The 12,957-nt window shown below is 39.6% G+C and carries 10 protein-coding genes and 3 pseudogenes; 1 reads left to right on the top strand and 12 read right to left on the bottom strand.

Annotation, left to right across the window (positions count from 1 at the left end; all coding sequences use genetic code 11):
• Positions 1–2: 2 nt before the first annotated feature.
• Positions 3–803, bottom strand: coding sequence for a sporulation transcription factor Spo0A (gene spo0A, locus ACEWFH_RS09825; protein WP_473727266.1), 801 nt, complete (start codon positions 801–803; stop codon positions 3–5).
• Positions 804–1,189: 386 nt separating this feature from the next.
• Between spo0A and ACEWFH_RS09820 the strand changes: the two genes are divergently transcribed.
• Positions 1,190–1,324, top strand: a complete 135-nt coding sequence (locus tag ACEWFH_RS09820; protein WP_473727017.1) for a hypothetical protein — start codon at positions 1,190–1,192, stop codon at positions 1,322–1,324.
• Positions 1,325–1,365: 41 nt separating this feature from the next.
• On the opposite strand, the gene spoIVB is transcribed toward ACEWFH_RS09820, so the two are convergent.
• The 11 genes and pseudogenes from spoIVB to nusB form a co-directional block, all read right to left on the bottom strand.
• Positions 1,366–2,652, bottom strand: a complete 1,287-nt coding sequence (gene spoIVB / locus ACEWFH_RS09815) for a SpoIVB peptidase (RefSeq protein WP_473727016.1) — start codon at positions 2,650–2,652, stop codon at positions 1,366–1,368.
• 134 nt (positions 2,653–2,786) lie between these two features.
• A complete protein-coding gene (recN, locus tag ACEWFH_RS09810; protein WP_473727015.1) occupies positions 2,787–4,484 on the bottom strand; it encodes a DNA repair protein RecN in 1,698 nt (565 codons plus the stop codon).
• Between the two features lie 24 nt (positions 4,485–4,508).
• The gene (gene ahrC / locus ACEWFH_RS09805; protein WP_473727014.1) at positions 4,509–4,958 is read right to left on the bottom strand and encodes a transcriptional regulator AhrC/ArgR; all 450 of its coding nucleotides are present in this window, start codon (positions 4,956–4,958) and stop codon (positions 4,509–4,511) included.
• Positions 4,959–5,064: 106 nt separating this feature from the next.
• Positions 5,065–5,883: a TlyA family RNA methyltransferase gene (locus ACEWFH_RS09800; protein ID WP_473727013.1), complete on the bottom strand. Its 819-nt coding sequence runs from the start codon at positions 5,881–5,883 to the stop codon at positions 5,065–5,067.
• Positions 5,880–7,775, bottom strand: a pseudogene (dxs, locus tag ACEWFH_RS09795) (1-deoxy-D-xylulose-5-phosphate synthase). The gene ACEWFH_RS09800 and the pseudogene dxs overlap by 4 nt, the downstream one beginning before the upstream one ends.
• A gap of 20 nt (positions 7,776–7,795) precedes the next feature.
• On the bottom strand, positions 7,796–8,392 hold the full coding sequence (locus tag ACEWFH_RS09790) for a hypothetical protein (protein ID WP_473727012.1): 597 nt from the start codon (positions 8,390–8,392) through the stop codon (positions 7,796–7,798).
• 615 nt (positions 8,393–9,007) lie between these two features.
• Positions 9,008–9,904: a polyprenyl synthetase family protein gene (locus tag ACEWFH_RS09785; RefSeq protein WP_473727011.1), complete on the bottom strand. Its 897-nt coding sequence runs from the start codon at positions 9,902–9,904 to the stop codon at positions 9,008–9,010.
• Between the two features lie 61 nt (positions 9,905–9,965).
• Entirely contained in the window at positions 9,966–10,205 is a 240-nt protein-coding gene (locus ACEWFH_RS09780) for an exodeoxyribonuclease VII small subunit (protein ID WP_473727010.1), read from the bottom strand.
• A pseudogene (xseA, locus tag ACEWFH_RS09775) lies at positions 10,198–11,557 on the bottom strand (exodeoxyribonuclease VII large subunit). Before xseA ends, ACEWFH_RS09780 begins: the two are co-directional and overlap by 8 nt.
• Positions 11,557–12,419, bottom strand: a pseudogene (gene folD / locus ACEWFH_RS09770) (bifunctional methylenetetrahydrofolate dehydrogenase/methenyltetrahydrofolate cyclohydrolase FolD). Before folD ends, xseA begins: the two co-directional pseudogenes overlap by 1 nt.
• Before the next feature lie 32 nt (positions 12,420–12,451).
• Positions 12,452–12,847 carry a transcription antitermination factor NusB gene (gene nusB / locus ACEWFH_RS09765; RefSeq protein ID WP_473727009.1) on the bottom strand — a complete coding sequence of 132 codons (396 nt, stop codon included), beginning with the start codon at positions 12,845–12,847 and terminating at the stop codon, positions 12,452–12,454.
• Positions 12,848–12,957 lie beyond the last annotated feature (110 nt).

Here is a 12,957-nt window from a genome sequence, read left to right as displayed (position 1 = left end):
ATTTATGCCATTACCTTATGTTCAATTCTTAGCTTATCAGCGACCATTGCGATGAATTCTGAATTCGTTGGCTTCGCTTTTGACATAGAAACCGTATAGCCGAATAGGGATGAGATGCTGTCGATATTTCCACGGCTCCATGCAACTTCGATCGCATGGCGGATGGCACGTTCAACACGGCTTGATGTTGTATTAAATTTCTTTGCGATATCCGGATAAAGAACTTTTGTAATGGATCCTAACAGTTCAATATCGTTGTATACCATTGAAATTGCTTCTCTTAAGTACATATACCCTTTAATATGAGCAGGAACGCCAATTTCATGAATAATGCTTGTAATGCTTGCATCAAGGTTGCGCGGTTTGTTGATCGTTGATTGGAAATTGTTTCGAATGTTGCTGGATGCGCGTTGAACAGTTGATTTCTCAGATCCGCAGATTTGACGGATTTGACTAGCCAGATTGTCCATATCAAATGGTTTCAAGATAAAGTATGACGCTCCTAAGTCTACTGCCTTCTTCGTTACATCTTCCTGGCCAAATGCCGTTAACATGATAACATTCGGTTGAGGCAGATCATCACTTGATCTGATCTTTTCAAGTACAGCTAATCCGTCTAGATGCGGCATAATTATATCAAGAACTAATACATCAGGATTCTTATTTTCTAAAACGGACAAACATTCTTGACCGTTATATGCAACCCCAATTACCTCCATATCATCTTGACTTGAAAGATATTCCCTCAAAAGACTAATTAACTCACGATTATCATCAGCTAGACAAACTTTAATTTTTTGCACCATTATTTCCTCCCCATCCAACAATTTCTTGTTTTTCCCAATGTACAATTTCAACAATAAATGTTAAATCCCTTTATTTTGTTTTAAATTTTTTAAAATTATTTTGTTTTAGTAGCAGATAAAGCCATTTTCTTCAATTTACTTTGAATTTCGACAGTTATTGGTATGTAATCATATTCTTTTGTCGAATTTTCTTTACACCATTCATTATACAAAATTTTCTTGCGATTGTCTAAATTATAAAAAAAGTCTGTTTTCGCTTATACCGTTTCTGTTGGAGCAATTAATATTTCCTCTTCAGGTGTTGTTTCCCTTTTTTAAAGCTATATTCATAAGGATTTGCTTTAAGGTTTTTCTCTTCATTTGCAAGTTGATTGAAGTGCAAGGTGCGAGACTCCTGCGGGACAAGCGGTCAGGTGAGACACTTAAGAGTGAAACGTTCGAATGTGGCTCACCGCCTGCCCCGCGGAAAGCGAGCAACCTGGAACGGAAATCGACCAAATTCAAAAGCAACAATGTAAAAACACCTTATAAAAAAATCCCAAAAAAACAGGCAAGTGAATTAACTCGCCTGTTTTGTTTCTTTATAGATATTGATCCCTGCTTCATCAAGCATCCATTCAATATGAACGCCATAACCTGATGTTGGATCATTTACAAAAACATGTGTAACGGCACCGATGATTCTGCCATTTTGAATAATAGGGCTTCCGCTCATCCCCTGAACGATTCCCCCAGTTATTTTTAACAGCTCAGGATCCGTGATCTTAATAACCATACCTTTTGTAGCAGGGAACTTTTGCGGAACAGAACTTACAACATCTACGTTAAATTCCCGTACTTTCGATCCATCCACTACAGTTAGGATTTTAGCAGGACCTTCTTTTACTTGATCAGAAAGAGCAATTGGCAATGGCTTGTTCCAATCACCGTTTGATAATTTGTCATTTAATTTGCCAAATATCCCAAAAGGACTGTTTTTGGATATATTTCCCAAAATCCTTTGGTCATTCGAGAAACGTGCTAATTTTTCTCCAGGATGTCCGTTTGAACCTTTTTCAATAGAGGTTACGGTCGATCCTAGAATTTCACCGTTATTAACCTTAATCGGCTTCTTCGTATCCATATCAGAAATAACATGACCTAACGCACCATACTTAAATGATGCCGGATCATAGAAAGTCAACGTTCCAACCCCTGCTGCTGAATCACGAATATATAGTCCAATTCGATAAGACTGATCGTTTTTGTCCTGCAGAGGATTAAGTGTTTTATGAAGTGTTTTGCCGTCTCTTATTATCGTTACATCTAACGGATTTCGAGACTCCCCAGATTGTTTAACGAATGGGCTGACATCACCCATCTTCTTAATATTTTTTCCGTTAATTTTGGTAATAATATCTCCTACCTGAATATCGGCAATTTCACCGGGAGATTGTTTTCCTGCAGTCGTATTAACAAGATGATGCCCAACTATTAGGACCCCTAGTGTATTTAGTTTCACACCTATGGATTGTCCGCCTGGTACAACCTTTAAATCAGACAAAACTTTTACATTCATCTTCTTTATGGGAAAACTTGCTGCTTCAAGAGTTGCCATGCTATCACCGTTTGTTTTGGCTTGAATCGAAACGATTCTTTGGCTTTCCATTGCAGTTGTATAAATATTTGTTTCTTCCTGTTGAATGGTTGTCCCCGCAGGAAGGGATTGTAATGCATGTTGTCCTTCAAAAAAGGTAATCGATTTAGGCATTGATACATATTCACGCACAGGAGACAAAAAACCGATTCCCACTAAACTTCCAAGGAGAATAACGCCGATCATTCGCCGAAGTAAATCCTTATACATCTTACACTCTCCTCGCTCCTAGCTCACACCCTCACCATGGCTGTACCTTTAATTTAGCCTATGGACCATGAGTTTATAACCGAGAAAAAAGAAAAAGCTATTCCTTAAATGGATAGCTTTTTCATGAATAAAGTTTATGATGACTTTTTAATGGACTCTGCAAGCTCCAGTAATTCTTTAGCGTGTTGTTTTGTGAGATCTGTAATCTCAACCCCAGAGATCATTCTGCCTATTTCATTTACTTTTTCATCCGTTTTTAATGTAAGAACCTTTGTAACTGTTCTTCCTTGCAAGGTATCTTTTGAGATGTGTAGATGTGTATCAGACATCGCAGCAACTTGTGGAAGATGGCTTATACAAAGTACTTGTGAACCTACAGAAACACGGTAGATTTTTTCAGCTATGGCTTGTGCGACTCGCCCTGAAACACCTGTATCTACTTCATCAAAAATAATGGCAGTGATTCCCTGGTTTTCAGAGAAAATAGTCTTTAAAGCTAATATGATCCTGGATAATTCCCCGCCTGAAGCAACTTTAGATAGCGGTTTAAGCGGCTCACCAGGATTCGGAGATATATAAAACTCCACAGAATCCATTCCCGTTTTTAAGAACTGGCTTTCTTCTATTCGGCCCATAACCACCTCAAACTTTGTTTTTTCCATATACAGCTCTTTTAGCTGCTGCTGTATAGCGTTTTTCAAAATTTTTGCAGTTTCTGTTCGTTTCTTAGTAAGCTTTTTACCAGAGGTCTCAAGTTTTGAAATAATATGGTCTTGTTTCTTTTTTAATACTTCTATGTGGTTATCTTTATTTTGAATCAGTTCAAGCTCTTTTTTGATTTTTTCCCCATAACTAATTATTTCTTTAACTGAAGTTCCGTACTTACGTTTAAGTTTACTTATTTCATCAAGCCGTGATTCTATACTGTTGAGTCTTTCGGGGTTATATTCTAATGAATCAAACATATCCCGAATTTTATATGTGAGCTCTTCTAAAACATAAAAACTGCTGCCAAATTGTTCTTCATCAGCTTTTAACGACTCATCTAGTGCTGCTACTTGAGAAAAATCAGCCAGGGCACTTGAAATCAACTCAAGCGCTTTTCCTTCTCCGTATAAATTGTGATAGGCATCTTGAAGAGACCCGTGAATTTTCTCGAAGTTCGATAACATATTCTTTTCTTCTTCAAGTTTAATATCCTCATCTGGAATTAAATTGGCACCAGATATCTCTTCGAATTGATATTCCAATAAATCAATTCGCTGAGCGATTTCTTGTTCGTTTCTGGATAGTTCAGAAAGCTGTTTGCCGATTTCTTTATACTCTTTAAACGCTGCTTCATAAGTAATGATTTCTTTCTTGAAACCCTTATCACCAAAGCTATCGAGTAAAAAGAGATGTTTGTCAGGCTGCATCAAATATTGGGTCTCATGCTGTCCATGAATGTCTACTAAAGCCTGTCCGATCTCTTTAAGAACAGAGAGTGTAACAAGCTTTCCGTTTACTCTGCAAATGCTTTTGCCGTTTTCCGTAATATCTCTTTTTAGAACAACCATTTCATCTTCTTCTGAAATCGAAATTCCGACTTCTTCGCATTTTTCGTAAACGCGATGTCCAGGATGAATATGAAACAATCCTTCGATCTCGGCTTTATGAGTACCGTAACGAACAAACTCAGTAGAGCCTCTCCCGCCGATTAACAGGCCGATCGCATCAATAATGATTGACTTACCTGCCCCTGTTTCACCAGTTAACACAGTTAATCCTTTTTTAAAAGAGACAGTTAAGGAATCAATTATAGCAAAATTACGGATACTTAATTCTGCTAGCAACTACATCACACCTTATTTTAAAAATTACAGCATATCTAAAAAGCGCTGCGATACATCTGCACTAACATCTTTTGAACGACAAATGATCAGGATGGTATCATCCCCACAGATCGTTCCCATTAAATCTTCCCAATCTAACTTGTCGATTAACGCTCCAATTGCATTTGCGTTACCAGGCAGGGTCTTCATAATAATTAAATGGTCTGCATAATCAATGCTAATAAAGCTGTCTGTAAGTGTTCTTTTTAACTTTTGAAGAGGATTGAACCTCTGATCAGCCGGAAGACTGTATTTGTAGCGTCCGTCATTCATAGGAACTTTGACAAGATGCAATTCTTTAATATCACGAGAAACCGTTGCTTGTGTCACATTAAAGTTTGCATTTTTTAACAGTTCAACTAAGTCATCTTGTGTTTCAATATCATAATTGCTAATCATTTCACGTATTTTAATATGTCGTTGTCCTTTATTCACTCGCAATTCCACCTCAATTTACACTGTCACATTCTGACTTTATCTTATACTATTGTGCATAAGATGTAAATTTTTCATGAATGAAAATAATAAAAGAGCGGAGAATTTATTCCCGCTCTTTCTTTAATGTGTCATGAGCTTCCTTAACAACCTCATTTATTTTTTCAGAAGTGATTGTTAAGGAATCCTCGTTATTCACTTTTCCATGCATCAAAAATTCAATGTTTCCATCTCCCCCAGTTATAGGTGAAAATGATAATCCCACTGGATTTATGCCTGTTTTACGAGCAAAATCAATGATCTCTTCGATCACTCTTGCATGAACTTTCGAATCTCTAACGATTCCCTTCTTACCCACTTCTTCTCGGCCCGCTTCAAACTGAGGCTTAATTAATGCGATTAATTCGCCCTCAGGCATCAACTGAGCCAGAACAGGAAGTATGATACGCAATGAGATAAACGAAACGTCGATCGTTGCAAAATCCGGGACGCCCTGTTTTAGCTGGTCAGGGGTCACATAACGAAAGTTTGTTCTTTCCATTACAGCTACCCTAGGATCATTTCTAAGCTTCCAAGCCAGCTGATTATAGCCTACATCGATTGCATATATATAGGATGCGCCGTTTTGAAGAGCGCAATCTGTAAAACCGCCTGTAGATGCTCCAATATCCATCCCAATTTTATCTTTCACGTCAAAAGAAAAAACGTTAAGTGCTTTTTCGAGCTTCAGACCGCCTCTTCCGACATATGGGATTACATCACCTTTAACTTGTAAAGGGGCATCCTGTTCAATTTTTTCTCCAGGCTTATCCATCCGGTTCGTTCCTGAATATACAAGCCCTGCCATAACAGATCTTTTTGCTTTTTCTCTTGTTTCACAAAGCCCCCGGTTGACAAGCAAAACATCTACACGTTCTTTTTTCATGTAAGAAGACCCTTTTCTGCCTTTCTCTTAACAAGCGCTTTAACACGGTTGACTAGATCAGGTGTTGTAATTCCGATTTCTTCTAAAAGCTTTGTAACACTTCCATGCTCAATAAAACAATCAGGTATCCCCATTCGATCCACGATTACATTCGCATGGTTATCCGCTGCATGTTCTAAAACAGCACTTCCAAATCCGCCTTGAAGGACAGCCTCTTCTAATGTAAGTATTGGCATGTTTTGTGCGTAAAGCTCATTGAGCATTTTTGAATCTAAAGGTTTAATAAAGCGCGCGTTAATAACTCGGGCAGATACTCCGGATTTTGCGAGTATTTCCCAAGCTTCAAGTGCCATAGGAATCGTTGTTCCAAAAGTGAGAATCGCAACATCGTCTCCTTCTTTTAGAACTTCCCAAGATCCAATTGGGATACTTTCAAACTCTTCATCCATCGGAACACCGGAACCGTTTCCTCTTGGAAACCTGATCGCAATAGGACCGTCATCATATTGAAGAGCAGAGTGTACCATATGTTGCAGCTCGTTTTCATCCTTACCCATCATTAACACCATGTTCGGGATATGACGCAAGAAGGCGATATCAAACACACCTTGGTGTGTTTCACCGTCTGCACCAACCAAACCAGATCGGTCAATCGTAAATACCACATTCAGGTTCTGTCTGGCAACGTCATGTACCACTTGGTCGTAGCCTCGCTGTAAGAATGTAGAATAAATGGAAAGCACCGGCTTCATGTTTTGTGTCGATAGTCCTGCTGCCATCGTTGTTGCATGCTGTTCGGCAATTCCAACATCGAACAAGCGATCAGGAAAAGCTTTTCCATAATCCACAAGCTTCGATCCAATCGTCATTGCAGGAGTTATCACTGCGATTCTTTCATCTTTATGTGATAATTTCTCCAACGTCTTGCTCACAACACCGCTGTATGATGGCCCTTGTTGCTGTGGTTTAATTTGTTCGCCTGATTCAATCTTATACGGGCCTACACCGTGCCAGCTGTCTTTTTTATCAGTTTCTGCGGGTTCGTAGCCTTTACCTTTTTCGTAAGGACATGAACGATGACAGGACCTTTTGTCTTTTTAGCGTAGCTTAGATTTTCAATTAAATCTTCCACATCATGACCGTCAACAGGGCCTAAGTAGGTATATCCTAGTTCTTCAAAAAACATGCCAGACACTAATAAATACTTCAAGCTGTCTTTTACACGTTCTGCCGTCGCAGCTAACTTCCCGCCAAATGCTGGGATTTTGCGTATAAGTGACTCTAACTCATCTTTTGCTTTATTGTATTTTCTAGCTGTTCTCATGCGTCCAAGAACGTTATGAAGAGCTCCTACATTTGGTGCGATAGACATCTCGTTATCGTTTAGGATAACAATTAGATCTTTCTTTTCGTGACCGATATGATTTAGCGCTTCTAAGGCCATTCCGCCTGTTAGAGCACCATCGCCAATGACAGCAATCACTTTATCATCCGTTTTTTCAAGTCACGTGCTATTGCCATTCCCATTGCAGCTGAAAGTGACGTAGAGCTATGACCTGTTTCCCAAACATCATGCTCACTTTCAATCCTTTTGGAAATCCGCATAATCCTTTGTATTGACGAAGTGTATCGAACTGAGAAGCTCTTCCTGTAAGGATTTTATGAACATATGCCTGGTGGCCTACATCCCAAATAAATTTATCCTTTGGGCTATCGAACACTTTATGCATAGCAAGCGTCAGTTCTACTACACCTAAATTAGGGCCTAAATGGCCTCCTCTAACTGAAAGTTTTTCAATTAGAAAAGAACGGATCTCACCAGCTAATTCATTTAATTGTTCGGTCTCATAAGTTTTCAAAAAATGAGGATCTTGAATATCTTCCAGGTTCATGGAATATGCCTCTCTTTCCATTAACGCCTTTTCTTCTCTCTTTTAGCAGGCGATAGCAGTTTAATTCTTAATTTTTCCTCTAAAAAATATAATAAACGCCCAACCTGAAAAATAATAAAGGTTGAGTGGTTGATCGCGTATGATTTTCCAAGGGCTTTGCCTCCGACAGTAAGAGCAGCTACTACACTCGTGAAGATGATCGAGATCAAATACTCTGAGTTTGATCCAGAATTATTCCCCATAGAGAGTGTAAGTTCCACTACTACTGCAGCAGATGCTGTTCCGCTCACAATACCGGAAATGTCCCCTATTACATCATTACAAAAATTCGCTACACGATCCGCGTTTCTTGTAATGATTATAGCATGTCTTGCACCAGGAACCCTCTCTGATGCCATCGCATGAAATGGAACTTCTTTCGCAGCTGTTGAAGCAACACCTACAATATCAAAGAATACGCCTGTTAGAACGATTAAAAAGACGATTCCCATACCAATAGCCCAAGAAACTCCGTTTAATAAAAAGGAGGACACAACTGTAAAAATAGCCGCTAACACAAGAGTGATAACGGCAATGCTTGTACTCCATTTGAGTGTTTTAGAAAAGGAATGCTTCATGCATAACTCCTTCTTTTTTGGTCACTTTATGTAATAAGGGAGTGGTCACCTTATTAAGTAAAGACTGCGGCTTAGGTCCAGTAGGTTTTCCCAGAAGAGTACGAAATGTCGCCATATTCGCGGTTTCCCTTTACTCTCTTCTTAACGCTGTCACCAAACGTTAGACTAGATTACCACTTAGTCCGCACTATAATCCCTAAAAGGTGTCAAATTTAGAACAGTCTAGGAGTTTTCCTCAACAGCCTCGCGCACATTCCCTAGCCTCTTTTGCAGAGAAGATTTCATATGGTATAAAGCTCAAAATCAGCGGCCAACCGATACAGGCTTTTCACACCATAATCCCCTCAAGCTCCACTCAAGGCAGGCTACGCTGCTCGCCTTCTCTTTTCCTGAAATCAAGAAAAGCGGCAAAGCAGGTTCAAACCCCATTTCGCAGTAAGGTCTTTTGAACACAAACCGCAAATATGGGGCCTCCGCGGAAGAAGGGTCATCGCCCACATGCCATTGTGGATCGCCCTTCAACCTTAACTCCCAGCGTTGACCCAAGGCTGGGCGCCTCAAGCCAATACAAGGAACTTCATCGATGTGCCCTTTGGCGGATTTTTAGGCCCGCCTTCAGGAACGGGGGCTGACTAGAATACTGCACCACTCCAAAGCAAATAATATCATATCATACTTCCAATTGCTCAACAATCTATTAGTGGTTTCTTTTATAATGTAGTCAGCAATGGACGCTAATATGCCTGTATTTCCGTTGATTCTGTCTAAATGTTCCAAAGAAATATGTATATGATTTTCCATTTCTTTCTTTGCTCCATCCAGACCTAGTATTTTAGGATATGTCGTTTTTAAATTGGCTTCATCACTTCCGACGGGTTTTCCTAAATCATCTTGATTTCCGGTTACATCAAGGATGTCATCCTGAATTTGAAATGCGATTCCAATATGGCGTGCATAACTTTGCAAGTGCAAAAGGTCATCTTCTGAAGCATCAGCAGCAATCCCGCCAAATAACACGGAACACTCTAGCATTTTCCCCGTCTTTTTTTCATGGATGCTTTCCAACTCATGTAAAGTAAGATCTCTGTCTTCTCCCTCAAGGTCCTCGACTTGACCTCCAACCATTCCGGTTGCTCCAGCAGCCTTTGAAAGAACTGCGATCATCTTAACTTTTTGTTCAGGAGTCAGTAATAGGTTGTTTGTAATTAGGGTGAAGCTTTCCGTTAAAAGAGCATCTCCCGCTAGAATCGCTTGAGCTTCTCCAAACACTTTATGGCTAGTGAGTTTTCCTCTTCTGTAATCATCATTGTCCATCGACGGGAGATCATCGTGTATCAATGAATACGTGTGTACAAATTCTATAGAGCATACAGCATCTAAAATTTGCAGAGGGTCCTTTTCAAAGGATTCCATGACAGCTAGTGCAAGAATAGGTCTGATTCTCTTGCCGCCAGCTGAAATGGAATACAACATCGAATTCTTTAGCGTTGCAGGAGCTTTAAGCTGATTCAAGTATACAACCATCTGATCCTCAACCAATTTCTTTTATCACGAAGATATTGTTCGAACGCTATCAATGATCTTCCTCCTGAATCACAAAAGGTTCTTCTCTTCCATCTTCATGCATGATTGTATCCATTTTCTTCTCAACATTTTTTAGTTTTGTATGACATAACTTTGAAAGCTTCATGCCTTGTTGATACAAATCAATGCTTTCCTCTAACGGTACATCACCCTGCTCAAGCTTTTCTACGATTTCTTCAAGCTGTACCATCGCTTCTTCAAATGTAAGTTTGCCCGCTTTTTCACTCATTCGTTAAAGACGCCTCCGTTCCCGTGATGTGACAATCAACCTGTCCATCTTTTAACTTTATCGTTAACGCATCTCCTGCTTTTACTTGTTTAACAGATTTAACGAGTTCTTTCTTTCCTTGTTTATACGTTAAGCTATATCCCTCTCCATAATGGCAAGTGGATTTAGAGAAGATAGCCTTGAAATCTTATTAGAGAATTCCTTTTGGTGCTGCCTTACATGGCGGTTAGTTTCTTTTACCAATAATTTATGTAAAGAAACAACTCGTTCGTTCGCTTTGTTAAGCTGTCCTGCAGGTGAAAACAATGATAGTTGACGCTTCATTTGTGTCAGCTGGTTCTGGTGCTGACCTACAAAACTTTCAACAGTTCTTTTTAATTTATCCAAGTTTCTATCAAGTTCCTGCTCTTTTTGTTTTACTAGTTGAGTAGGATATTTGAATGCATACGATTTTTGCAGGCGGGACAAATGCTGTTGATGCCCTGCCAAATATTCATTCATAACTCTCTTAAGCCTTACACTTCTTTGGAAGAGCCTATCACCCAGTTCATCTAGGTGAGGTACGGCCATCTCGGCTGCTGCTGTTGGTGTCGGTGCTCTTAGATCTGCAACAAAATCAGATATTGTAAAATCTGTTTCATGCCCTACCGCGGAAATGACAGGCAACTCTGAAGAAAAGATTGCTCGAGCAACGATCTCTTCGTTAAACGCCCATAATTCTTCGATCGATCCCCCGCCGCGTCCGACGATCAGCACATCTGCCTTACTTACATCGTTTGCTTGTTCTATCGCACGGACAATGGCTGGTGCTGCACCAGGCCCTTGGACAAGAACAGGATATAAAGTGATAGCCGCTAAAGGAAAACGGCGTTTGATTGTTGTGACGATATCTCTGACAGCAGCCCCTGTCGGAGAAGTGATCACACCGATCTCTGTTGGAAACTTTGGCAGCGGCTTTTTTGTGATGAATCAAAAAGCCCTTCTTGTTCTAGCTTATACTTTAGGTTCTCATAAGCTTGAAACAAGTTGCCAACTCCGTCTTGCTGCATCGTTTTCACATAGAGCTGATATTGCCCTTGTGGTTCATACACAGAGAAAGATCCTTGAATCAAAACATTCATACCTTCCTCAGGTTTGAAATTCAAGTATCTGTTATTCCCTGCAAACATAACCGCTGAAACTCTGCTGTTTGCATCTTTCAGGGTGAAATACAAATGTCCTCTGCTATGCAGCTTCACATTAGATAATTCACCTTTTACCCAAACATCCTGCAAATTGCCGTCATTTTCAAATAATCGCTTAATATACCGGGTTACAGCCGATATTGGGACATACCGATTGTTGTTTTGCATTAAAGAACTTCCTTTAGCTTCTTTCTCCATTTTGAAGCAAGCACCGTGTTATTCATCAGCATCGTGATCGTCATTGGACCTACTCCACCAGGAACTGGAGTGATATGTTTTGCTTTTGGTTTGATTGCTTGAAAGTCTACATCTCCACACAATTTGCCGTTTTCCATACGGTTTACACCCACATCAATAACAACTGCACCAGGTTTAACCATATCTTCTGTAATAAGGTTCGGTTTTCCTACTGCTGCTATTAGAATATCGGCTTGCAAGGTTTGTTCTGTTAGATTTTTTGTTCTCGAATGACAGAACGTTACAGTCGCATTTTCTTGTAAAAACAGTTGCCCAGCAGGTTTTCCAACAAGGTTGCTTCTCCCTACAACGACAACATGCTTACCAGAAATTTCTTCACCTGTCTGTTTTACCATCTCTAAAATACCTAGTGGTGTACAAGGAATAAAAGCGTGTTCGTCACCGGCATGCATTCGACCAATGTTAATTGGATGAAAACCGTCCACGTCTTTTTCAGGCAGGATTGTTTCTATTACTTTTGATTCACTAATATGTGAAGGCAGGGGAGTTGTACAAGGATCCCATCAATTTGTTCATCATTGTTAAACGTTTGAATGTATTCCAATAATTCTTCTTCAGAAATAGATTCAGGAAGTTCAGATAATACAGAGTGCATTCCGAGCTCTTTACACGTTCTTTCTTTTGCAAGAACATATGAACGAGACGCTGGGTGATCGCCTACTAGAATAACAGCTAAACCAGGAACAGTTCCTTCTTGTTTTAGGTCTTGGATCTCTTTTGCAAGTTGTTCTCTAATCTCTCTCGCAATTTGTTTTCCATCTAACACAGCCATTCTAAATCCCCTCAAAAGTTGTTGTTAATTATTTATTTATTGTTAATGTCTTTGATTATTTTTCCTAGGACACCGTTTACGAAACGTCCTGCTTCTTCACCGCCAAAGATTTTAGCCGTTTCAATCGCTTCGTTCAACGTTACGTTCTTAGGGACTTCTTCCATATAGAGCCATTCGTACGCTGCCATTTGCAGAACAACTCGCTCCACATTTGCCAGTCTTGAAAAACTCCATTTTTCAAGATACGGCGTCAGAAAACGCTCGATCTCCTCTTTATTTTCTACCGTACCATGAACCATTTTTGTTAAAAATTCATCAGATGGCTCTCCTTCTAAAACATGCTCCATAGCTTCATTAGCTGATGTGTCACTTACTTCAATTTGAAAAAGCGATTGAAATGCTTTTTCTCTGGCAAGTCTGCGTTTCATAATCCGACTTCCTTTCTATTTGCGAACAATTTCTATCTAGCATAATACCATATTGTGAGGAGTGGTTACAATCCGAACAATGGACTTACAAACCCTTCCGAACATTCAGT

The sequence above is a fragment of the Fictibacillus sp. EA-CB0309 genome (assembly GCF_055814265.1).
This window is presented reverse-complemented; position numbering and strand designations above follow the sequence as displayed.